Source organism: Extensimonas perlucida (genome assembly GCF_007655255.1).
GTDB classification, from domain to species: Bacteria; Pseudomonadota; Gammaproteobacteria; order Burkholderiales; family Burkholderiaceae_C; genus Extensimonas; species Extensimonas perlucida.
In genome coordinates, this window is sequence record NZ_VMYE01000001.1 from 469,858 (window position 1) to 492,759 (window position 22,902).

The 22,902-nt window shown below is 67.9% G+C and carries 19 protein-coding genes; 10 read left to right on the forward strand and 9 right to left on the reverse strand.

The annotated features are described in order from the left end of the window. The first annotated feature begins 28 nt into the window (after window positions 1–28). Genes FK527_RS02450 through FK527_RS17440 form a run of 4 tightly spaced genes read left to right on the forward strand, consistent with a single transcriptional unit; the run spans window position 29 to window position 3,978 of the window. Complete coding sequence (locus tag FK527_RS02450) at window positions 29–265, forward strand: DUF2281 domain-containing protein (protein WP_144729294.1); 237 nt, start codon at window positions 29–31, stop codon at window positions 263–265. Next, window positions 262–669, forward strand: coding sequence for a type II toxin-antitoxin system VapC family toxin (locus FK527_RS02455; protein WP_144729296.1), 408 nt, complete (start codon window positions 262–264; stop codon window positions 667–669). The genes FK527_RS02450 and FK527_RS02455 overlap by 4 nt, the downstream gene beginning before the upstream one ends. Before the next feature lie 52 nt (window positions 670–721). Further along, the gene (locus FK527_RS02460; RefSeq protein WP_144729298.1) at window positions 722–3,427 is read left to right on the forward strand and encodes a DEAD/DEAH box helicase; all 2,706 of its coding nucleotides are present in this window, start codon (window positions 722–724) and stop codon (window positions 3,425–3,427) included. Next, window positions 3,424–3,978 carry a hypothetical protein gene (locus tag FK527_RS17440; protein ID WP_186298358.1) on the forward strand — a complete coding sequence of 185 codons (555 nt, stop codon included), beginning with the start codon at window positions 3,424–3,426 and terminating at the stop codon, window positions 3,976–3,978. The genes FK527_RS02460 and FK527_RS17440 overlap by 4 nt, the downstream gene beginning before the upstream one ends. Here the strand turns inward: FK527_RS17440 and FK527_RS02470 are convergent. Both FK527_RS02470 and FK527_RS02475 read right to left on the reverse strand, forming a co-directional pair. Continuing rightward, on the reverse strand, window positions 3,944–5,245 hold the full coding sequence (locus tag FK527_RS02470) for a patatin-like phospholipase family protein (protein ID WP_144729300.1): 1,302 nt from the start codon (window positions 5,243–5,245) through the stop codon (window positions 3,944–3,946). The genes FK527_RS17440 and FK527_RS02470 overlap by 35 nt on opposite strands. Window positions 5,246–5,446: 201 nt before the next feature. After that, complete coding sequence (locus tag FK527_RS02475; RefSeq protein ID WP_144729302.1) at window positions 5,447–7,363, reverse strand: ATP-binding cassette domain-containing protein; 1,917 nt, start codon at window positions 7,361–7,363, stop codon at window positions 5,447–5,449. Window positions 7,364–7,400: 37 nt separating this feature from the next. Between FK527_RS02475 and FK527_RS02480 the strand changes: the two genes are divergently transcribed. Next, a complete protein-coding gene (locus FK527_RS02480) occupies window positions 7,401–8,669 on the forward strand; it encodes a PLP-dependent transferase (RefSeq protein ID WP_144729304.1) in 1,269 nt (422 codons plus the stop codon). Window positions 8,670–8,773: 104 nt separating this feature from the next. Next, complete coding sequence (locus FK527_RS02485) at window positions 8,774–9,586, forward strand: DUF2189 domain-containing protein (RefSeq protein WP_144729306.1); 813 nt, start codon at window positions 8,774–8,776, stop codon at window positions 9,584–9,586. Here FK527_RS02485 and FK527_RS02490 read toward each other — a convergent pair whose 3' ends face one another. After that, entirely contained in the window at window positions 9,587–10,270 is a 684-nt protein-coding gene (locus tag FK527_RS02490) for an arylesterase (RefSeq protein ID WP_144729308.1), read from the reverse strand. It lies immediately after the preceding gene. 20 nt (window positions 10,271–10,290) lie between these two features. Here FK527_RS02490 and FK527_RS02495 point away from each other — a divergent pair, with 20 nt between their 5' ends. Then, window positions 10,291–11,031 (forward strand): ABC transporter ATP-binding protein, encoded by a 741-nt coding sequence (locus FK527_RS02495; RefSeq protein WP_144729310.1) that lies wholly within the window; start codon window positions 10,291–10,293, stop codon window positions 11,029–11,031. Between the two features lie 62 nt (window positions 11,032–11,093). Here FK527_RS02495 and FK527_RS02500 read toward each other — a convergent pair whose 3' ends face one another. From FK527_RS02500 to FK527_RS02510, 3 genes are all read right to left on the reverse strand, one after another. Next, entirely contained in the window at window positions 11,094–12,098 is a 1,005-nt protein-coding gene (locus tag FK527_RS02500) for an alpha/beta hydrolase (RefSeq protein ID WP_246072631.1), read from the reverse strand. Between the two features lie 147 nt (window positions 12,099–12,245). Next, a complete protein-coding gene (locus FK527_RS02505; RefSeq protein ID WP_144729312.1) occupies window positions 12,246–13,040 on the reverse strand; it encodes a metallophosphoesterase family protein in 795 nt (264 codons plus the stop codon). Between the two features lie 45 nt (window positions 13,041–13,085). Beyond that, window positions 13,086–14,141, reverse strand: coding sequence for a CDP-6-deoxy-delta-3,4-glucoseen reductase (locus FK527_RS02510; RefSeq protein WP_144729314.1), 1,056 nt, complete (start codon window positions 14,139–14,141; stop codon window positions 13,086–13,088). Between the two features lie 109 nt (window positions 14,142–14,250). Here FK527_RS02510 and FK527_RS02515 point away from each other — a divergent pair, with 109 nt between their 5' ends. Further along, the gene (locus tag FK527_RS02515; protein WP_144729316.1) at window positions 14,251–15,234 is read left to right on the forward strand and encodes an NAD-dependent epimerase/dehydratase family protein; all 984 of its coding nucleotides are present in this window, start codon (window positions 14,251–14,253) and stop codon (window positions 15,232–15,234) included. Window positions 15,235–15,337: 103 nt separating this feature from the next. Here FK527_RS02515 and FK527_RS02520 read toward each other — a convergent pair whose 3' ends face one another. From FK527_RS02520 to FK527_RS02530, 3 genes are all read right to left on the reverse strand, one after another. Next, window positions 15,338–16,099 (reverse strand): DUF4124 domain-containing protein, encoded by a 762-nt coding sequence (locus FK527_RS02520; RefSeq protein ID WP_144729318.1) that lies wholly within the window; start codon window positions 16,097–16,099, stop codon window positions 15,338–15,340. Between the two features lie 51 nt (window positions 16,100–16,150). Next, the gene (locus FK527_RS02525) at window positions 16,151–17,113 is read right to left on the reverse strand and encodes a chemotaxis protein (RefSeq protein ID WP_144729320.1); all 963 of its coding nucleotides are present in this window, start codon (window positions 17,111–17,113) and stop codon (window positions 16,151–16,153) included. 207 nt (window positions 17,114–17,320) lie between these two features. After that, on the reverse strand, window positions 17,321–18,517 hold the full coding sequence (locus FK527_RS02530; protein WP_144729322.1) for an acyl-CoA dehydrogenase: 1,197 nt from the start codon (window positions 18,515–18,517) through the stop codon (window positions 17,321–17,323). A gap of 283 nt (window positions 18,518–18,800) precedes the next feature. On the opposite strand from FK527_RS02530, the gene secA reads away from it, so the two are divergent. Together secA and argJ are read left to right on the forward strand one after the other, a co-directional pair. Continuing rightward, window positions 18,801–21,560: a preprotein translocase subunit SecA gene (gene secA / locus FK527_RS02535; RefSeq protein WP_144729324.1), complete on the forward strand. Its 2,760-nt coding sequence runs from the start codon at window positions 18,801–18,803 to the stop codon at window positions 21,558–21,560. Between the two features lie 77 nt (window positions 21,561–21,637). Further along, window positions 21,638–22,867: a bifunctional glutamate N-acetyltransferase/amino-acid acetyltransferase ArgJ gene (argJ, locus tag FK527_RS02540; RefSeq protein ID WP_144729326.1), complete on the forward strand. Its 1,230-nt coding sequence runs from the start codon at window positions 21,638–21,640 to the stop codon at window positions 22,865–22,867. Window positions 22,868–22,902: the final 35 nt, after the last annotated feature.

Genomic DNA, 22,902 nt, shown 5'->3' on the forward strand with positions numbered 1-22,902 from the left:
AGACCGAACATGACTGGAGAGCCAAACCATGAACCTCCCCGACACCATCCACGCGCACGCCAAGGCGCTGCCGCCCGAGTTGCAGCGGCAGACGCTGGACTTCATCACTTGGCTGGAACAGCGCCACGCCCGGCGGGAGCCCGCCGCCGGCAGCGAGACCGAGCAGTTTCTGCAGCGCGTGGCCGGCACGCTGGGCGATGATTTTCCAGACGACATCAAGGATGACGATCTGGCCGCCGATCTGCCGCGAGAGGACTGGGTATGAGCGGCTATCTGCTCGACACCAATGCCTGGATTGCGCTGCTGAAGAATCAGCCGGGAGTGGTTGAAGGCGTGCGCAGGGTCGGTGTCGAAGCACTGTATCTGTGCTCGCCGGTCTGGTCGGAACTGTGGTTTGGCGCCTGCAACAGTCAGCGCGTTGCCGAGAATCAGCAGCGCATCCGTGCGTTGGCCGCCGACATTCCGAGCCTGCTCTTCGATGACCTGGCGGCCGAGCATTGCGCAGAGCTGCGCGCCTTTCTGGCGCGGCAAGGCCGGCCGATCGGCCCCTACGACCTGCAAATTGCCGCCATCGCGCGGTCGGCCGGCTTGTGTCTGGTGACCCGCAATGTCTCGGAGTTCTCGCGCGTGCCCGGGCTGGCGGTCGAGAACTGGCAGGTTTCGCCATGAAGACGAAGGCGCTCGCCGTGATGCATCGTTTCTGCACGCTGGGAAGGCGGCCATGACCCCCTTCACCCCCAAAACCTACCAGCAGCAGGTGCTGGACAGCGTGCACGCCTATTTCCGGGCCTGCCACGAAATGCCATCGCCCGCGCTCGCCTTCACCGCTACCACCGAGCGCTTGTGGGGCCGCGGCAATCCGTACCACCCGCTCACGGGCTTTCCGGCCGACATGCCGTATTTCTGCCTGCGCGTGCCTACGGGCGGCGGCAAAACCTGGCTCGCGGCGAAAAGCGTGGCGCTGGTGAACACGCACCTGCTGCGCAGTGAGCACAGCGTGATTTTGTGGCTGGTGCCCAGCAAGCCGATCCGCGCGCAGACCTTGCGCGCGCTGCGCGAGCGCACGCATCCCTACCAGCTTGCGCTGCGCGAGGCGGGGCCGGTGACGGTGCTCGATCTGGAGGAAGCCAAGAGCGTGACGCGCGCCACGCTGGACACGTCCACCACGGTGATCGTCGCCACGCGGCAGGCGTTTCAGGTGGAGGACGAGGAGTGCCGCAAGGTGTACCAGAGCAGCGGCGCGCTGATGCACCACTTCGACAACCTCTCGCCCGGCCAGCGCGATGCCTTGCTGACCGAGGGCGAGGGCAGCGAGCGCACCGTGCCCTATTCGCTCGCGAACGTGCTGCGCCTGCGCCGGCCCTTCGTGATCGTGGACGAAGCGCACAACAGCCGCACGGAGCTTGCCTTCGACATGCTGGCGCGCTTTCGCCCGAGCGGCGTGCTCGAACTCACCGCCACGCCGGACCTCACGCGCACGCCCAGCAACGTGCTGCACAGCGTGTCCGCGGCCGAATTGAAGGCAGAAGAAATGATCAAACTGCCGGTGCTGCTCGAAACCGAGCCGAACTGGCAGCAGTGTCTGGCCGATGCGCTGGCGCGGCGCGAGGCGCTGCACAAGCTGGCCGATGAAGAGCGCCGCGCCGGCGCGCCCTACCTGCGGCCCGTGGTGTTGATCCAGTCCGAGCCGCGCCGCGCGGGCGTGGAGACGCTGGACGTTGAGCGCGTGAAGAACGAGCTGATCGCCAACCACGGCATCCCGCCCGATGAGATCGTGGTGGCCACGGGTGAGGAAAAGGGGCTGGAGCACATAGACGCCGCCTACCCACGAGGCATTGCCGACCCGGCCTGCCCGGTGAAGTTCGTCATCACCCAGAAGGCGCTGGCCGAAGGCTGGGACTGCCCGTTTGCCTACATCCTGGTGAGCATGGCGTCGCTGTCGTCGGCCACGGCGGTGGAGCAGTTGCTTGGGCGCGTGCTGCGCCAACCGAATGCGGCGCACTTTGCCGACGCGCGCCTGAACCAGTCCTATGCCTTCGTGGTGTCGCGCAATTTTGCCGAGACGGCGGGCGCGCTGCGCGACCGGCTGGTGGCGGGTGCGGGCTTCGAGCGGCGCGAGGTGGCCGAGTTCGTGACCGCGGCGCTGCCCGAGCAGGCGCGGCTGGACCTGGAAGGTCACGCCGGGCGCGTGGTGCTGCGGCCCGTGGTGGTGCCTCTACTGGAAAAACCCGACCTCAAAAGCCTGCCCAAGCCGGTGCGCGACAAGCTGAGCTGGGACGGTGCGCTCAATACCCTGACCATCCGCGCGCCGCTCTCGGAAGACGAGGCCGAAGCACTCAAGGCATCGGTCACTTCCGAAACCGCGGCCGTGGCGATATGGCAGGCCGCCGAGGAAAGCCGCACCACCGCGATCGAGTTCTTCCAGACGCCCGCCGAAGCGGGCGAGCGCCTGCGCGTGCCGCAGCTGGCCTTGCGCGTGCAGGGCGAGCTGCAGTTGTTCGATGACCCGGAAGTGCTCGAATATCCATGGGAGCTCTCGCCCTACGACGCCGCACCGACGGCCGACGACCTGACGGCCTTGGGCGCGGCGCTCAAGGTGGCCGAAGGCGGCGAGATCGACATCGACGCGGGCGGCCACGTGGTGTCGCGCTTTTTGCCCGGGCTGCAGCGCGACCTGGGCCTCGTCTACCAGCCCGAGCACTGGGACGAAGTGCGCCTGGCCGCCTGGTTGTGCCGCAACCTGCCCGAGGTTTCGCTGACGCACGCGAGCAAGCAGGCTTTCGTGGCCCGATGGCTGGCCGAGCTGCTGCGGCGCGAGGGCTACACGCTGGCGCGCGCCAATCAGCAGAAATTCCTGATCCGCAATTTGCTCGAAGCGCGCCTTCGTGCGTTGCGCCGGCAGGCCGTGGGCAAGGCGTACCAGCAAGCCTTGTTTGGTGACGATGCGGCATCGCGCGTGGCGGTGAGCGAGCAGTACGCCTTCGAGTTCGCACCCCAAGCCTACGCGCCCAGCCGCGACTACGACGGACGCTTTGGGCATTTCGAGTTCCGCAGGCATTTTTACGGGCGCCTGGGCGATTTCGACAGCAAGGAGGAGTTCGAGTGCGCCTGCCAGCTCGACATGTGGGCGCAGCAGGGCCGCATGCAATTTTGGGTGCGCAACCTGGTGCGGCGCGAGGGCTGCTCGTTCTTTTTGCAAAAGGCCGATGGGCGCTTTTACCCGGATTTTTTGTGCCAGTTGCCCGACACGCCGGACGCCCGCCCCGGCCCGGTGCTGGCCGTCGAATACAAAGGCGCCGACCGCTGGAGCGGGGCCGAAGACGACCGGCTGATCGGCGGCCTGTGGGCGAGCCTTTCCGGTGGGCGCTGCCGCTTCGTGATGCTCAAGGACAAACGGTGGGATTGGATCGAGGAGAAGCTGACGTGACGAAATCGAGCACAAGCACTAAAAAAACCACCCCGAGCTGGGGCGATGTCAAGGCCAGGCTCGCCGACTTCGACCGCGTCGGGTTGATCGGCCTGCTGCAAGACCTGTACGCGGCCAGCAAGGAGAATCAGGCTTTTTTGCACGCCCGCTTTGCGTTGGGCGATGACCCGCTCAAACCCTACAAAGCGACGATCACGCAATGGATCAACCCTGCCGACTATCGCAAGCCGCTGTCTGTGGCCAAGGCCAAGAAAGCCATCAGCGACTATAAAAAAGCGCTGGGTGAGCCCGAGGGCCTGGCGGAGCTTGCGGTGTTCTACTGTGAGGAGGTGTTCGACTTTCTGGCCGGTTGCGGCGTGGATGACGGTGGCTTTTACGACGCGCTGGAGCGCATGTTCGCGCAGGCGTTGAAGTATGTGCTGGCCTTGCCCGAGGCGCGGCGAGCGTCGTTTCTTGCCCGGCTGGAGCGGGTGCGCGCACTGGGGCAGGACGTTGGCTGGGGCGTGGGCTACAGTTTCAACGACTGGTGGGTGGAGGCTGGTCTGGGGTAGGCAGCGCCCAGCCAAAAAACGCCCCGATCTCCGCGCGCTGGCGCATGGCGTCGTCCCAGCCGAGTGCCATCAGCGCCTGGGTGTAGCCGGGCTCGAACAGCAGGTAGCTCGCGAGTGCGCCGGTGCGCGGGTCGTTTTGTTGCACGCCCAGGATGCCGAGCAGGGCGCGTACCGAGGCGGGCAGCTCGCCTACATACTGCGTGGCCAGGGCGTCGAGCGGCTGCGATGGGGCGATCACCAGCAGGTCTATGGGGCGCAGCGGGCTGCGTGCGCGCGCTTCGGGCGGCACCAGCGAGAGCGTGTGGTTGATGCGCTGCATGCGCTCGATGTCGGCCCAGAGCGCGTCGAGAAAGATGCTCGACAGCGCATGGCCCCCGACCTGCGCGAGGGAAGGGTAGGGCGCGTCGGCCTGGCGAGCGTCATGCACGCGCAGGGCTGTGTGCGGGGGGGTGAAGCCTGCCGCATCGGCTTCGTGCGCGCGCCCAGCGCCGATTACGAGGATGCGCTCGGCACCGAGGTGGATCGCGGGCGAGATTGGGGCGATCTGGCGGATGGAGCCGTCGCCGTACCAGTGCGTGTGGCCGTTTACATGCACCTGCCCCGCCGGAAAGATGAGCGGAATGGCCGACGAGGCGAGCAGGTGTTCTACGCCGATGCGTGTGTGCACCGCGCGACGCTGGGCGCGCCGCCACGGCTGCATGGGGGTGGCAGCGTCGTAAAAGGTGACGTGCTGGCCGCTGGTGTAGCTGGACGCGGTGACGGCGAGTGCGCGCAGGTGTCCGGCTTGCAACAGGGCGGGCAGGCGTTCCATGGGCACCTGGGCGCGCAGCAGTGCGGCCAGCGGGGCGTTGTCGAGCAGTGAGTGCGGCTGGCGCTGGCGCCAGCGCGTGAGCGCCCAGCCGAGCGAGAGCAGCGATACCCAGCGCGCCCCGGCGCGCAGCGCCTCGAACACGCCGGCGTGGTAAATGCTCGTGGCATGAAAGCTGCGCCAGGTGTCCGTGAGGCGGCGCACGGCGGTGTCGAAGTGGTCGCTGCCGCTGGCAAGCACAGCGGCGTTGATGGCCCCGGCCGAGGTGCCTGCGAGGATGGGGAAGGGGTTGCCGCTGCGCGTCTGGCCGGCCGCGCGGCGCAGCGCGGCGATGGCGCCCAGCACGCCGACCTGGTAGGCCGCGCGCGCCCCGCCGCCCGTGAGCACCAGGCCAGTGGTGGGCGCGGCGCCTGCGGTCGATGGCGGTGGCACTGCGCAGGGTGCCGAATTGCCGGACATGGTCATCACAGAGTGTGCCCGTTCAACCCAGATTGTTCATTAGGACGCGGGATGATGGCGAGGCGACTGGCGAGGCAGTTTGGTCGCGGCTGAGGAGTGCATGGCCAGTGCCATGGACGACGAAGCAGCGGCAAAAATGACCGTCAGCCGTCCGCCAGCGCCCGCGTAGGCCCGAAGGGCCGCCTAATGGACAATCTGGGTTCAACCCGCCAGGCTCTCCCAGCGCTCGAGCGCGGTCATGAGCTCGTCTTCGATCGCGCTGATGCGCGTGAGCGCGGCGGCGGCGCGGGCTGGGTCGCGTGAGTAGAGGCTGCCGTCGGCGAGCTCGTCCTGCAGCGTTTTTTGCTCGGCTTCGAGCGCGCTGATGCGCTCTGGAAGTTGCTCGAGTTCGCGCTGGTCTTTGTAGCTCAACTTCTTTTTCGGTAGCTGCTCGCGCTTGCTGGATGGGCATTGAGGCACAGTTTCATTCAAATTTTTGGAGCCGCCGCCCGCACCGCTGGAGCCGGGTGTCGGGGCCGCCGTCGCCGCCGCAGCCAGCGCGCGGCTGCGCTGCGACTGCTGCAGCCAGTCCTGCACGCCGCCTTCGTACTCGCGCCAGCGGCCGTCGCCCTCGTAGGCGATGGTGCTGGTGACCACGTTGTCCAAAAAGGTGCGGTCGTGGCTCACGAGGAACACCGTGCCCTCGTAGCGCGCGAGCAGGTCTTCGAGCAGCTCCAGCGTGTCGATGTCCAGGTCGTTGGTGGGCTCGTCGAGCACGAGCACGTTCGCGGGCCGCGCGAACAGGCGCGCGAGCAGCAGCCGGTTGCGCTCGCCGCCCGAGAGCGAGCGCACGGGCGAGTGCGCGCGCGCCGGTGCGAACAGGAAGTCGCCGAGGTAGCTTTTGACGTGCTTGCGCTGGCCGCCGATCTCTATCCACTCGCTGCCCGGGCTGATGAAGTCTTCGAGCGTGGCGTCGAGGTCGAGCGCGGCGCGCATCTGGTCGAAGTAGGCGACCTGCAGGTTCGCGCCGCGGCGCACCTGGCCCGCGTCGGGCTGCAACTCGCCGAGGATGAGCTTGAGCAAGGTCGTCTTGCCCGCGCCGTTGGGGCCTATCAGCCCGACCTTGTCGCCGCGCAGGATGAGCGCGCTGAAGTCGCGCACCACGCAGCGCGCGCCAAAGGACTTGGACACGCCTTGCAGCTCGGCCACGATCTTGCCCTGGTAGCCGCCGCTGCCGCTGGCCGCGTCCATGCGCACCTTGCCCACGGCCTCGCGCCGGGCCTGGCGGTGCGCGCGCAGCTGCTCCAGGCGGTGGATGCGGCTCTGGCTGCGCGTGCGGCGCGCTTCCACGCCTTTGCGAATCCACACCTCCTCCTGCGCGAGCAGCTTGTCGGCCTTCGCGGCGATCGTGGCCTCCTGCGCCAGCTGCTCCTCTTTTTGTTGCTGGTAGCGCGCGAAATTGCCGGGGTAGGAGCGTAATTTGCCGCGGTCGAGCTCTACGATGCGCGTGGCGATGCGGTCCAAAAAGGCGCGGTCGTGCGTGATCGTGACCACGCTGCCGGGGAAGGCGAGCAGCAGCTCTTCGAGCCACTCGATCGCGGTGATGTCGAGGTGGTTGGTGGGTTCGTCGAGCAGCAGCACGTCAGGCCGCGCAACCAGCGCCTGCGCGAGCGCGACGCGTTTTTTCATGCCGCCCGAGAGCGTGGCGATGCGCGCCTCGGGCTCGAGCTGCAGACGCTGCAGCGTCTCTTGCACGCGCTGCTCCCAGTTCCAGCCGTCGTGCTGCTCTATGAACGATTGCAGCGCGTCCAAATCCACCCCGGCCTCGTGCGCGAGGTAGCGCTCGCGCGCGGCGATCACGTCGCGCAGGCCCGCGGCGACGGCGCTGAAGATGGTGTCATGCGCGTCCAGCTGCGGCTCCTGCGCCACGTAGGCCACGCGCAGGCCTTGTTGTAGCTGCAGCGTGCCGTCGTCGGGCTGCATCAGGCCGCCGAGGATTTTCAAGAGCGATGATTTGCCCGCGCCGTTGCGCCCGATCAGGCCCACGCGCTCGCGCGCTTCGAGGGCAAAGTCCGCGTGGTCTAGCAAAGCTACGTGCCCGAAGGCGAGTTGTGCGTTCAATAAGGTGATCCATGCCATGGGCCGCGATTATCCAAGCCGCGCTACCATCCCCGCCATGCCAGACAGCCAAGACTTGACGACGCGCCTCATCCACCACCCTTACACGCCGCCGCCGGGCTTTGCCGCGCCGCAGCCGGGCGTGTTCAAGGCCTCGACGGTGATCTTTCCGAACGTGGCCGCGCTGCGCTCGCGCGAGTGGAAGGACAAAAGCGGCTACACCTACGGTCTGCACGGCACGCCCACCACTTTCACGCTCGAAGAGCGCCTGTGTACGCTCGAAGGCGGCTTGCACTGCCTGCTCGTGCCCAGCGGCCTGGCGGCCATCAGCACCGTGGGCCTGGCGCTGCTGCAGCCGGGCGACGAGGTGCTGATCCCTGACAACGCCTATGGCCCGAACAAGGAGTTCGCGCGCGGCGAGCTTGCGCGCTTTGGCGTGCGCTACCGGCTGTACGACCCGCTGGACGCTGCCGACTTTGCCGCGCAGATCACCCCGGCCACGCGCCTCGCGTGGCTCGAAGCGCCAGGTTCGGTGAGCATGGAGTTCCCTGACTTGCCGGCGCTGGTGCGCATCTGCCGCGCGCACGGCGTGTGCTGTGCGCTCGACAACACCTGGGGCGCGGGCCTGGCGTTTGCGCCGTTTGATCTGCTGCGCGACGGCGGCAGCCTGGGCGTGGACATCTCCATCCACGCGCTGACCAAGTACCCGAGCGGCGGTGGCGACGTGCTCATGGGCAGCATCGTCACGCGCGATGCGGCGCTGCACCAGCGGCTGCAGCGCACGCACATGCACCTGGGGCTGGGCGTGGGCGCGAACGACGCCGAGGCCGTGCTGCGCGCGCTGCCCAGCCTGGCGCTGCGCTACCGCGCGCACGACGTGGCGGCGCGCACGCTCGCGCGCTGGCTCGCGCAGCAAAGCCAGGTGGTGCAGGTGTTGCACCCGGCGCTGCCGGGCGCGCCGGGGCACGCACATTGGCGCGCGCTGTGCGCCGGCACACATGCAGCAGGGCAGGGTGCTATGAAGGAAGGAGCTGCCAGCGCTTATCCAGGCGTGGCTGCAGGCCTTTTCAGCATCATTTTTGACGCGCGCTACCGCGCCGAGCAGGTCGATGCTTTTTGCGATGCGTTGCGCCTGTTCAAGATCGGCTACAGCTGGGGCGGGCCGATCAGTCTGGTCGTGCCCTACCAGCTTGAGGCCATGCGCAGCCGCCCCGCGCCGCAGCTGCGCCCGGGCCATCTGGTGCGCTTTTCCGTCGGGCTCGAAGCGGTGGCAGATTTGCAGTGCGATTTGCAGCAGGCCTTGGCGCTGGCGCTGCCGCCGCTATAGCAGTTCTGGCTGTTGGATAGTTTGATGTAGAACAAGGGTTTTCCATGATGGCGTAGCGGCGGCGAAAGTTTTACTTTGGGACATTCCTATTGCAGGAGGCCCCGATGAACGAATCCCCCGCCACTTCCGACCTCACCCCAGCCGCCGAGCCCGCCTACGCCATCACGCTGCAGCCTTTGCGCTGGGCCGACCCGCTGCGCTGGCTGCGCAAGGGCTTGCAGGATGTGCGCGCCGCGCCCGGTATCGCGCTGTTTTATGGCTTTTGTTTCTGGTGCATGGCACTGTTGCTGGGCTGGGTGTTTCGCAATGAGCCTGAATACACCATGTCGCTCGCGAGCGGCTGCCTTCTGGTCGGGCCGTTTCTGGCCATGGGCTTGTACGACACGAGCCGCCGCCGCGAAGCCGGGCTCGCGCCCGACCTGGGCCAATCCATCACCTGTTGGGACAGCCACATGGGCAGCATGGGCATGCTGGTGCTCGTGCTGATCGTGCTCGAGCTGCTCTGGGGACGCGCCTCGCTCGTGGTGTTTGCGGTGTTTTTCGACACCGGCATGCCCTCGTCGAGCGGTGTGTTCGAGGCCGTGTTCAACCCGCGCAACTGGGAATTCGTCGCGGTCTATACCGTGGTCGGCGGGGCGTTCGCGGCGCTGGTGTTTTCGTGCACGGTGGTGTCCATCCCCATGATCCTGGACCGCGACACCGACGCGCTCACAGCCGGCATCACGAGCATGCGCGTGGTTGCCGAAAACCCCGGCGTCATGCTGCTGTGGGGCGCTTTGATCACGGCGCTCGTCGTGGCCTCGCTGTGGATCTGGGGCGCGGGTCTGCTGCTCGTGGGCCCGGTGCTGGGCCATGCAAGCTGGCACGCCTACCGCGCCGCGGTGGCGCCAGCGCCCACGGGTACGGGCGCTGCCTGATCAGCGCAGCAGCTTGACGAGCTGCGGCCAGACGTTGGCCAGCAGGCGCGGCTGCGCCTGCGCGTTCGGGTGGATGCGGTCGGGCTGGAACGAGGCCGTGGGGTCGGGCCCGTCGGCCACACCTGCGAGCAAAAAGGGTACGAGCGCCGCCTTGTGCGCGCGCGCCACTTTGGGAAACAGCGCGGCGAATCGCTGCGTGTAGGCAGCGCCGTAGTTGGGCGGCACCTGCATGCCCACGAGCAGCACCTTCGCGCCCGCCTGCTGCGCAGCCTGCACCATGGCCACGAGGTTCTCTTCGGTGTGCTGCAGGGCCAACCCGCGCAGCGCGTCGTTGCCGCCGAGTTCTATCACCACCACGCTGGGGTGGTGCTGGGCGAGCAGCGCCGGCAGGCGCGCGCGCCCGCCCGAGGTGGTCTCGCCACTGATGCTCGCGTTGACCACGGTGGCGGGGATTTTTTCCTGCGCCAGCTTTTTTTCGAGCAGCGCCACCCAGCCGCTGCCGCGCGGCAGGCCGTATTCGGCGCTCAGCGAGTCGCCCAGCACGAGGATCACGGGTGTGCGTGCCGGCGTTTGGGGCGCTTCGGTCGCTTGGCGTGCGCGCGCAGGCGTGCCGAAAAGCCCCGCAGCCACGGCAGCACCCGAGCGCAGGATAAAGTCGCGTCGAAGCACAGTGCGAATCCTCATTCCCAACCTTTCATGACTTCATGACCCAAGCCGCGCCCTTTTCACCGCCTTCGCCCCAGGCCACCAGCCCCAGTGCAGAGCCCATGGTGGCCGTGGAGCACCTGAGCAAGTCAGTGACGGATTCGAGCGGCACGCTCGACATTTTGCGGGATGTGGACTTTTGCCTCGCGCCGCGCGAGACGGCGGCCATCGTGGGCGCCTCGGGTTCGGGCAAGAGCACGCTGCTGTCGCTGATCGCCGGGCTCGATACACCCACGCGCGGCACCGTGCGCCTCGCCGGGCAAGACCTGTTCGCGCGCGACGAGGACGCGCGTGCCGCGCTGCGCGCGCAAAAGCTGGGCTTCGTGTTCCAGAGCTTTCAACTGCTTGCGCACCTCACGGCGCTTGAAAACGTGATGCTGCCGCTGGAGCTCGCCGGGCAGCGCGACGCACGCCGGCGCGCGGCCGAGATGCTGGCGCGCGTGGGGCTCGCGCAGCGCCTGCGCCACTACCCCAAGCTGCTCAGCGGCGGCGAGCAGCAGCGCGTGGCGCTCGCGCGGGCCTTCGTCGTGCAGCCCGCCGTGCTGCTGGCCGACGAGCCCACGGGCAGCCTGGACTTCGCCACCGGCGAAAAAGTCATGCAGCTGATGTTCGAGCTCAACCGCGAGCAAGGCACCACGCTGGTGCTCGTGACGCACGACGCGCGCATTGCCGTGCAGTGCCGCCGGCGCATCACGCTTGAGGCCGGGCAGGTGGTGGAGGACGTGGGCGGCGCCGGTTGAGGCGGCCTGTGCGCCCGGGCGCCTCGGGTGGTCGAAAGCGGTCGAACCGGCGCGATGCCCGCTCACAGATGCGCCAGAAACGCATCCACCGCATCGGTGTAGGCGCCGGGCTCGCCCAGCAGGCGGTTGATGTCCATGTGCGATAGCGTCTGCGGCAGCACCTGCACGCGCGCGCCGAACTGCGCGGCGCGTTCGGCGAATCGCTGGCCCTGCGGGCACGCATCCTGCCGGCGCGTGGAGCACACGATCAGCGTGGGGACTATGGGCCCGGCAAGCTGCTGCAGCGGCGAGGATTGGCGCCAAAAATCCGGGTCTTGCCCGAAGGCCTGGTCGTACAGGCGCGGGTGCCGCTGGTTCATGATTGCGGGCACGTCCAGCGCGCCGCTGTCCAGCGATACGGTGCCGCGCCAGGCCTGCGCACCCTGCGCATGGGCGAGCTGCGGCGCGGCCGTGAGCAGCATCACCAGATGCGCGCCCGCCGAGTGCCCCATGAGCACCACATCGTGCGCACCGGCCCCCCAGCCGGGCGCGAGCTGCTGCACTTTGGCGAGCGCACGGGCGACGTCGCGGGCCTGCTCGATGGGGTCGGCCTGCGGCAGCATGCGGTAGTTGGTGCTCACGACGATCCAGCCCTGCGCGCCCCAGTGCCGCACCTTGGGCTCCCAGACGCCGGGCGAGGTCTTGTCGCCGCGCCGCCAGCCGCCGCCGTGCACCATGAGCAGGATTTTCGGGCGCGCGCTGCGCTGGGCGGGCAGATAGACGTCAAAGCGCTGCGCCGCGTCCGGCCCATACGCCACATGGGCCACCTCGGCCACTTCGTTGGGCAGGCGCCCGTTTGGTGAGCCATCTGCCCACGACGAAGACGCCTGCTGGCCGCCACCGCGCTCGCCGCCCAGCCAGGCGCGCAAGGGGCCGGCATGCGCAGGCATGGCCGCGGCCAGCAGCGCCGCGCCCAGCAGCGCCGCGCCCAGCACCACGGCAGACCACAACCTGCCTGGCGGGGCGCGGCGTGCGGGCGGCAGTGCGGCAGTTTGAAAAAAAGAGCGTGCAGGCATCAGCGGGGTCATGGGCAGGCTCCTTCATGGGACATTGGTATGGCAATTGTGGGTTACGCCCAGCATGCCAGAGGGTTTGCTCGTTTCTGGCCTGTGCGTGTCAGCAGCGCAAACAAAGGCGTATCGAGCAGGAGCTTTGGTGTGGCTCCGTTCAGCCTCTCAGGCGCCCGGAGGCCTGTGCGCCTCCGGGAATTTCATATAACCCGTCTCCAAAGCCACGGCCCAGTCGGCAAAGCCGCGGCTGCGCGCTAGCTGGGCCATGGAACGGTGGTCGTAGGGCACGCTGATGAGCGCGACGCTCCATCCCTGCGCGGTGCGCTCGGCCAGCGCGTAGCGCGCGTCGGGCGAGCCGGTTTCGATGCGGTGTAGGCAGGGGCTGTCGTCCTCGAACGCAGGCAGGCCCACGCTGCCGGGGTTGACGATCCATTGCCCTGCCGCCGTGCGCACTGCGCGCGGGAAATGCGTATGGCCGCAGGCGATGAACGCGGCGCGCTCATCGCCCAGCCGCTCGGCGATTTCGCTCGGGCTGGCGAGCCGCACGGCGCCCCCTGGCAGCACGGTTTCGAGCAGGTAGCTGCAGTTGTGCTGCGGCGTGGCGTGACAGAAGAACAGGTCTGCCTCGCGCAGCGTTGCGGGCAGCGTGCGCAGCCAGGCGAGCTCTGGCGCGCCGAGCTGCGCATGGGCGCAGGCGTCGGGCGGGGCGAGCTGTGCGGGGCTTTGTTCGATCAGGTTGCGGTCGTGGTTGCCCGCCACCGTGGGCCAGCCTTGGGCCTGCAGGAACTGCGCCGTCTCGCGCGCGAGCAAGGGGCCGGAGAGGCTGTCGCCGAGGTTCACCACCAGGTCGGCGCCGCGGCGGCGCAGGTCGGCGTGCACGGCCTCGAGCGCGGGCAGATTGCCGTGGATGTCGGACACGAGGGCGATGCGGGTGCTGGGGGCGATGTGGGCGCTTGGCATGGGCGGGCTCCTGCAGTTTGGCCGGAGTGGCGCGGGCGGATGGCGTCAGGCGGCTGGGGCGTGCTTGTCCGCCTCGGAGGTGAAGGCGTCGGCGTAGAACGCCTCGGGCGGCAGGCCGCGCTCGGCACAGTAGGCAGTGCGTGCCGATTCGACCACGATGGGCGCCCCGCAGGCATAGACCTGGTAGCCCGAGAGGTCGGCAAAGTCGTCGAGCACGGCCTGGTGCACGAAGCCGGTGCGGCCGCTCCAGCCGTCTTCGGGCTGCGCGTCCGAGACCACGGGCACGTAGCGCAGCTGCGGCATTTCGGCCTGGCGCGCGCGCACCCAGTTGTCCAGGTACAGGTCAGCCGGCCGGCGGCCGCCCCAGTAGAGCGTGACGGGGCGCGTGCTGCCCAGGTGTTGCAATTGTTCGATGATGGCCTTGATGGGCGCAAAGCCCGTGCCCGAGGCCAGCAGGATGATGGGCTTGCTGGAATCCTCGCGCAGGTAGAAGCTCCCGAACGGCCCTTCGGCGCGCAGGATGTCTTTTTCTTTGAGGGTGTGAAAGACCTGCTCGGTGAAGTGGCCGCCGGGCATGAGACGGATGTGCAGCTCGACGTGCGGCGGCGTGCCCAGCGTGTGCGGCGCGTTCGCCATGGAATACGCGCGGCGCAAGCCCCCGGGCAGCAGAAATTCGAGGTACTGGCCCGCGTGGTAGCGCAGTGGCTCGGCCGCGGGCAGCTGCAGGCGCAGCAGCATCACGTCGGGCGACATTTTCTGGAGCGCGGCCACGCGCACGGGCATTTTTTTGACCGGGAAAGCGCTTTCGTCGGTGACCTGGCGCGACTCCAGCACCACGTCACTGCGCGGCTGGGCGCAGCAGGTCAGGATCAGGCCCGCGGCCTCTTCGGCGGCGCTCAGGGCCTTGTCTTGGTGCGGGCCGTGCATGACGCTGCCGCTGAGCATCTTGCATTTGCACGAGCCGCAGGCGCCGTCCTTGCAGCCGTAGGGCAAACCAACGCCCGCGCGGATCGCTGCGTTCAGAATGGTTTCGTCGGCCTGCGCAGAAAAGCGCCGACCGCTGGGTTGTACGGTGATTTGGTACGAGGCTGAAGTGGTCATGGTGTGGGGTGATCCTGGGGAACAATACGCCCAACAGGGCAACGGGCCAAGATTGTGCCGCTGCCTTCCCAAATTACTTTGACCTTTTTCTACTCCCGCCACCGTTGCCATGCAAAGCCTTGCCATTTTCCGCCCCCTGGGCGCGCTGCCGGCGCGTTTTCGCCGTGCGCGGCTCTTGATCGTGGGCTGCGGGGATGTCGGCCTGCGCGTGGTGCGCGCCTTGCAGGGCGAGGGGGCCGGGGCGGGGCAGGGTAGGGCTTCGGCTTTCGGGGCGCCGCGTCTGCGCGTGCTGGCGTTGACCTCGACCCCGGCGCGCGTGGGCGAGTTGCGCGCGCAAGGCATTACGCCCTTGCGCGGCAACCTCGACGCACCAGCGACGCTGCGCCGCCTCGCGGGCCTGGCCACGCATGTGCTGCACCTCGCGCCGCCGCCTGCCGAGGGCGGGGCAGCGGCCTGGTGGATCGATCCGCGCACCGAGGCCTTGGTGCGCGTGCTGCGGCTGCGCACGCGCCCGCGGGCACTCGTCTATGCCTCTACGAGCGGCGTGTACGGCGACTGCGCGGGCGCCTGGGTGCGCGAGACGCGCCCGCTGGCGCCGGCCACGGCGCGCGCGCAGCGCCGCGCGAACGCCGAGCGCGCGGTGCGCCACCTGGGCCGCGCGGGGGTACGCACGAGCATTTTGCGCATTCCAGGCATCTACGCCCCCGACCGCGCGGGCGGCACGCCCGAGGCGCGGCTGCGCAAGGGCACGCCCGCGCTCGCGCCGCAGGACGACGTGTTCACCAACCACATCCACGCCGACGACCTCGCGCGCGCCTGCCTTGCGGCGCTGTGGCGCGGGCGGCCGCAGCGCGCCTACCACGTGTGCGATATGCAACCCATGAAGATGGGCGATTATTTCGATCTTGCGGCCGACCTGTACGGCCTGCCGCGCCCGCCGCGCCTGGCGCGCAGTGCGGCCCAGGCCCAGCTGCCGCCGCTGCTCCTCAGCTTCATGAGCGAATCACGCCGCCTGGACAACCGCCGCCTGCTGCACGAGCTGCGCCTGCGGCTGCGCTATCCCACGGTGGCCGAGGGCCTGCGCGCCGGGTAGAGTCAGCAGGTGTGCTGGCGGCGGGCGTGTTGTTCGGGATGTAGTGCCTTTTTGTGCATGAAGCCGCATGTGCATTGCGCAAGCAGCTTCATGATCGGTAGCGTCACCGCGGCACCGGATAGACATTGCCCTTGCTGTCCCAGCAGCGGAACACGTCGCACTGGAACGATCCGCTCGGTTTTTGCGGCTGCGCCGGCGGCGCTGGCGGTGGGCCTGGTGGGTGCCCGGGATTGCCGGGGCGGTAGCCTGGGCGGCGTTGCGGCACGACGATCATCGGCGGCACGCTGGGTTCGGGGCGCAGGGCGCGCGCTTTTTCCACTTCGGCGTAGCCTTCGGGGCCGAGGCAATCGAGGTCCATCTGGCGCTGCGCGGCTTCGAGGCGCGCCTGGTCTTCGTAGCTGCTGCCGAGGCTGCTGGCCAGCACGTCGAGGTTGCGCCGCGAGCGTGCGCAGGCCGCCGAATGCGCGTAGTCGTGCGCGCTGGGCTTGGCGGCTTGCGCGGCGCGTTTGCGTTCACGTTCTTCCAGGGCCTTTTGCCGCTCCTCTTGGGCCTGGGCGGCTGATTCGGCCTGCAGCTGCTGCTGTTTGCGCTCCAGCGCCTCGGCGGCTTGCGCGCGTTCATGCGCGATCTCTTCGGGCGTCTTGCGCGGCTCGACCTCACGCACGCTGCTGCCGCTGGGGCAGGCGTCGTTGGTGTAGGTGACCGCGCCCGTGCGCGCATCGGTGCAGCGCAGCACCTGGGCGTGGCTGGTGGCCAGCGGCAGCAGGCCCGCCGTACAGGCCAGCGCGAACGCAAGGGATGCCCTGTAGGCAGCACCCGCACGCTGCCGTGGCAGGATGCGCGCAGGGTGCAAGGAAAGCGGCATGATCGTTGTCGGAAAAGAGGGCTCTACGGGCTCTACGGTTTCCCGCGCGGCTTAACGGCTCGCGCTGAGCACGCGGCGTATGGTTTCGGCCAATTCCTGCGCGGCGAACTTTGCCACGTAGCCGTCCGCGCCCACGCTGCGCACGTGGTCTTCATTGGCCGAGCCCGACAGCGAGGAGTGGATGAGCACGGGCAGGCCGGAAAAGCGCGGGTCCTGCTTGATGTTGCGCGTGAGCGTGAAGCCGTCCATCTCGGGCATTTCCAGGTCGGTGAGCACCAGCGCCACCTTGTCGCGCACGCTCTTGCCTTCGGCGGCAGCGCTTTGGGCGATGGCGTTGAGCAGCTCCCAGGCTTCCTTGCCCGATTTGGTGATTTCGCAAGGGGCGTGCAGCAGTTGCAGTTCCTGCTCGATCAGCGAGCGCGCGACGAAGGAGTCGTCCGCCGCGAGCACGATGGCGCCGGGCGGCAGCTGCAGCCGCTCGCCCACCTGGTTTGGGTCCACGTCTGCCGTCGCGCTGGGCGAGACCATCTGCAGGATCGCCTCGACGTCGAGCACCTGTGCGAGGCGTGAACCATCCTTGTTGCCGTCGAGCCGCGCAATGCTGGTCACGAGCTTGCCCGCGGCGCCGCTGGCTTCGGCCGAAAGCACCTGCTTCCAGTCCAGGCGCACGATGTCTTCGACCGACTCGACGGCGAAGGCCTGCGTGCTGCGCGCGTATTCGGTCACGAGCAGGATGTTGAGCTTTTCGGGCGTGCAGCCGACGATCGCGGGCAGGTCGAGCACCGGAATCACCTGGCCGCGCAGGTTCACCACGCCCAGCGCGTAGGGCGAGGCCCCGGCGATCGGCGTGATCTCGGGCATGGCCACGATCTCGCGGATCTTGAACACGTTGATGCCGAACAGCTCCGACTGCCCGAGCACCTTGTCCTTGCCCAATTTGAACAACAACAGCTCGAACTGGTTCGAGCTGGTGAGGTGGGTGCGCTCGTCGACTTCCTGCTGCACGGTTTTCATGACGGTCCTTCGCGGAATGGGTCACACATTGAAACAAAAATGTGCGTCGGGATGCGATTCTAGTGCGCGTTCCGGCTGGCGCCTATGAGGCGATTCTCTTTCAATAGCTGCTCATGCTTGCGGGGTATGGGCTTGGAGCCCAAAAGATGCTGCGATCTGAGCGTGGCCTGCGCACTGGCCGCAGCATCTTTGGGGCGGCCCGCAGGTTCAGTTCGCAAACGCCGCGATGCCCGTCTGGGCGCGGCCCAGGATCAGCGCGTGGATGTCGTGCGTGCCTTCGTAGGTGTTGACCACTTCGAGGTTCACGAGGTGGCGCGCCACGCCGAATTCGTCGCTGATGCCGTTGCCGCCGAGCATATCGCGCGCCAGGCGCGCGATGTCCAGCGCCTTGCCGCAGTTGTTGCGCTTGATGATGGAGGTGGCCTCGACCGAGGCCGTGCCCTCGTCCTTCATGCGACCCATGCGCAGGCAGGCTTGCAGGCCCAGCGCGATCTCGGTCTGCATGTCGGCGAGCTTTTTCTGGATCAGCTGATTGGCCGCGAGCGGGCGGCCGAACTGCTTGCGGTCCAGCGTGTATTGGCGCGCCGTGTGCCAGCAGAACTCGGCCGCGCCCAGCGCGCCCCAGGCGATGCCGTAGCGCGCGCTGTTGAGGCAGGTGAACGGCCCTTTGAGGCCCTGCACGCTGGGGAAGGCGTTTTCCTCGGGCACGAACACGTCGTCCATGAGAATCTCACCCGTGACCGAGGTGCGCAGTCCCACCTTGCCATGGATCGCGGGTGCACTCAGGCCCTTGAAGCCTTTTTCGAGCACGAAGCCGCGGATCGGGCCCACGGCGCCGCTTTCACTCACCTCCTTGGCCCAGACCACGAACACGTCGGCCACGGGGCTGTTCGTGATCCACATCTTGCTGCCCTTGAGGCGGTAGCCGCCCGCGACCTTGGTCGCGCGCGTGGCCATGCTGCCGGGGTCGGAGCCGTGGTCAGGCTCGGTCAGCCCGAAGCAGCCAATCCACTCACCGCGCGCGAGCTTGGGCAGGTATTTTTGCTTTTGCGCCTCGGTGCCGAATTCGTAGATGGGCACCATCACGAGCGAGCTTTGCACGCTGGCCATGGAGCGGTAGCCCGAGTCGATGCGCTCGATCTCGCGTGCGATCAGGCCATAGGCCACGTAGTTCAGCCCCGGCCCGCCGTATTGCTCGGGGATGGTGGGGCCCAGCAGGCCGACCTCGCCCATCTCGCGGAAGATGCCGGTGTCCATTTTTTCGTGCCGAAAGGCGTCGCGCACGCGCGGCGCGAGCTTGTCGCGGCAGTACGACGCGGCGGCGTCGCGCACCATGCGCTCGTCGGCGCTCAGTTGCTGGTCGAGCAAGAAGGGGTCGTCCCAGTGAAAGGGGGCGTGGGCCATGGGGTCTCCGGGGGATGTGAAAGAAGTGTGGGCAAAGGCGCGAGTTTAGAGCGTGCACGAACCCGGTTTGCCGCCCGCAGCCGCGGCAAGCGCAGGCGCCCCTGGGCGCAGAGAAAATGTGGACAAAATTAGGTTCTAAAATCGCCACCCCGGCATAGGCCGCTTGCCGCCGCGGTGTTTTTAGGCACTTGCAAACCCCGGCTTGCGGCGCTGCCTGAAAACCCCTTCTCAATACCGGCCGCCCCGTATTTTTGCCCCACGCAGATGCAGCGGCCCCGTGCGCATGGCCACCAACTTCCTCACCAAAATCTTCGGCAGTCGCAACGACCGGCTGCTCAAGCAATACCGCAAGACGGTTGCGCGCATCAACGCGCTGGAGCCCGAGCTCGAGCAACTGTCGGACGAGGCCTTGCGCGCCAAGACGCAGGAGTTCCGCGAGCGCCTGGCGCGCGGCGCCGCGCTCGACGAGCTGCTGCCCGAAGCCTTTGCCGTGGTGCGCGAGGGCTCCAAGCGCGTGATGAAGATGCGCCACTTCGACGTGCAGCTGCTTGGCGGCATGGCGCTGCACAACGGCAAGATCGCCGAAATGCGCACGGGCGAGGGCAAGACCCTCACGGCCACGCTGGCCGTGTACCTGAACGCCTTGGCCGGCAAGGGCGTGCATGTGGTCACCGTGAACGACTACCTCGCACAGCGCGACGCGCAGTGGATGGGGCGTCTGTACGAGTTTTTGGGCCTCAGCGTGGGCATCAACCTGCCGCACCTGCCGCGTGAGGAAAAGCAGGCCGCCTACCGCGCCGACATCACCTACGGCACGAACAACGAGTACGGCTTCGACTACCTGCGCGACAACATGGTCTATGAGGCGCGCGACCGCGTGCAGCGCGGCCTGCATTACGCCATCGTCGATGAGGTGGACTCGATCCTGATCGACGAGGCGCGCACGCCGCTCATCATCAGCGGCCAGGCCGAAGACCACACGGCGCTGTACCGCGCGATGAACGAAATCGCGCCGCTGCTGGTGCGCCAGGAGGGCGAGGAAGACCCGCGCACCGGCGAGGGCGTGATCAAGCCTGGCGACTTCACCGTCGATGAAAAATCGCGCCAGGTCTATCTGACCGAGCAGGGCCACGAGACGGCCGAGCGCATTTTGGCCAGCCGCGGGCTGATCGCCGAGGGCGCGTCGCTTTATGACCCGGCCAACATCACGCTGATGCACCATTTGTACGCAGCCCTGCGTGCGCACCACCTCTACCACCGCGACCAGCACTATGTGGTGCAAAACGGCGAAGTCATCATCGTCGATGAATTCACGGGCCGCCTGATGCAAGGCCGCCGCTGGAGCGAGGGCCTGCACCAGGCCGTGGAAGCCAAGGAAGGCGTGAACATCCAGCCCGAGAACCAGACGTTGGCTTCGATCACCTTCCAGAACTACTTCCGCCTGTACGAAAAGCTCGCGGGCATGACCGGCACGGCCGACACCGAGGCCTACGAGTTCCAGGAGATCTACGGCCTCGAGACCGTCATCATCCCGCCCAACAAGCCGAGCCGGCGTGAAGACCAGCTCGACCGCGTCTATAAAACCACGCGCGAAAAATACGCCGCGGCCATCGCTGACATCCGCGCGTGCCACGAGCGCGGCCAGCCCGTGCTCGTGGGCACGACCTCGATCGAAAACTCCGAACTCATTTCCGAGCTGCTGAAAAAAGAGGGCCTGCCGCACCAGGTGCTCAACGCCAAGCAGCACGCGCGAGAGGCCGAGATCATCGCCCAGGCGGGGCGCCCCGGCATGATCACCATCGCCACCAACATGGCGGGCCGCGGCACCGACATCGTGCTCGGCGGCAACATCGAGAAAATGGTCGCGGCCATAGAGGCCGACCCGGAGCTCGACGAGGCCACGCGCGCGCAGCGCATCGCGCAACTGCGCGCCGACTGGCAGCGCGACCACGAGAAGGTCAAAGAGCTCGGCGGCCTGCGCATCATCGCCACCGAGCGCCACGAAAGCCGCCGCATCGACAACCAGCTGCGCGGCCGCTCGGGGCGCCAGGGCGATCCGGGCTCGTCGCGCTTTTACCTGAGCCTGGACGACACGCTGATGCGCATTTTCGCGGGCGACCGCGTCAAGGCCATCATGGAGCGGCTCAAGATGCCCGACGGCGAGGCGATCGAGGCCGGCATCGTCACGCGCAGCATCGAGTCGGCGCAGCGCAAGGTCGAGGCGCGCAACTTCGACATGCGCAAGCAACTGCTCGAATACGACGACGTGGCCAACGACCAGCGCAAGGTGATTTACCAGCAGCGCAACGAAATCCTCGACGCCGCCGACCTCTCCGACGTGATTCGCGCCATGCGCGAGGACTGCTTCACCGACCTCGTGCGCCAGTACGTGCCCGCCGATTCGGTCGAGGAGCAGTGGGATTTGCCGGGCCTCGAAAAAGCGCTCGCGCAGGAGTGGCAGCTGCCGCTCGCGCTGCAGCAGGAGGTGGCGCAGTCCGAGGCCATCACCGACGAAGACATCCTCGAAAAAGTGCTGCAGGCCGCGCACGCAGCCTTCGACGCCAAGGTCGCGCAGATCGGGCGCGAAAACTTCACGCAGTTCGAGCGCATGGTGCTGCTGCAAAGCCTGGACGCGAACTGGCGCGACCACCTCGCGGCGCTCGACTACCTGCGCCAGGGCATCCACCTGCGCGGTTACGCGCAAAAGCAGCCCAAGCAGGAATACAAACGCGAGGCTTTCGAGCTGTTCCGGCAGATGCTCGATCAGGTCAAGAGCGAGGTCACCAAAACGCTCATGACTGTGCAGGTGCAGTCGCGCAGCGAGCTCGACGCCGCCGCAGAGGAGCTCGAAAGCCGTGGCGAGCGTATCGCCAACGTCACCTACACCGCGCCCACCGAAACCGGCGCGGTCGAGGTCACGCCAGAGGCGCCGGCTGCGAGCGCGCCGCTCACGCTGCCGCCGGGCGTGCGCGTGGGCCGCAACGATCCCTGCCCCTGCGGCAGCGGCAAAAAATACAAGCAGTGCCACGGCAGGCTGAGCTAAGTTGAGCGCGCCCGCATGGCTGGCTGCACCAGCGCAGCGTGCAGCGCTTCCCTAGCGTTTTTGAAAAAGGAACCCCCATGCCCGTGAACCTCCAGCCCCCCGTCGCTGCCGAGCTGCACCCCATCGCGGGCGTGCGCATCGGCGTGGCCGAAGCCGGCATCCGCAAGGCCGCGCGCAAAGACCTCACAGTGTTCCTGCTCGACGAGGGTACGAGCGTCGCGGGCGTGTTCACGCAAAACCGTTTTTGCGCCGCGCCCGTGCAGATCAGCCGTGCGCACCTCGCCGGCGGGCAGCCGATCCGCGCGCTGCTCATCAACACCGGCAACGCCAACGCGGGCACGGGTGCCGACGGCATGGTGCGCGCGCACGCCACCTGCATCGCGCTCGCGCGGCTGCTGGACATCGCGCCTGCGCAGGTGTTGCCCTTTTCCACGGGCGTGATCATGGAGCCGCTGCCGCACGAGCGCCTCATCGCGGCGCTGCCCGCGGCGCTGGCCGACGCGGCGCCCGGCCACTGGGCGCGCGCCGCCGAAGGCATCATGACCACGGACACCGTGCCCAAAGCCTTCAGCACGCAGCTGCGCCTGGGCGCGGCCACGGTGTCCGTCACGGGCATCAGCAAGGGCGCGGGCATGATCCGCCCGAACATGGCGACCATGCTGGGCTTTGTGGCGACCGACGCCTGCATCGCGCCGGCGCTGCTGCCCCAGATCGCGCTCGCGCTCGCCGAGGCCTCGTTCAACCGCATCACCATCGACGGCGATACCTCGACCAACGACTCCTTCATCGTGCTGGCCACCAACAAGGCGCAGCACGCGCCCATCACCTCGCTGGCGAGCGCCGAGGGGCAGGCGCTGTTTGCCGCGCTGCGCGAGGTGGCGCAAAAGCTCGCGCAGGCCATCGTGCGCGACGGCGAGGGCGCGACCAAGTTCATCACGGTGCGCGTCGAAGGCGGGCGCGACGCCGAGGAGTGCCGCAAGGTGGCGTACGCGATCGCGCATTCGCCGCTGGTCAAGACGGCTTTCTACGCGAGCGACCCCAACCTGGGCCGCATTCTCGCGGCCGTGGGCTACGCGGGCATCGCGGACCTCGACCAGGGCGGCATAGACCTGTACCTCGACGACGTGCATGTGGCCCAGCAGGGCGGGCGCCACCCCGACTACCGCGAGGAAGACGGCCAGCGCGTGATGCAACAAAGCGAAATCACCGTGCGCGTGCTGCTTGGGCGCGGCACGGCCGCCGAGACGGTCTGGACCTGCGACCTGAGCCACGAGTATGTGAGCATCAACGCCGACTACCGCTCTTGAAAAGCTACTTGAACGATAGCTGCTTGCGCTGGATA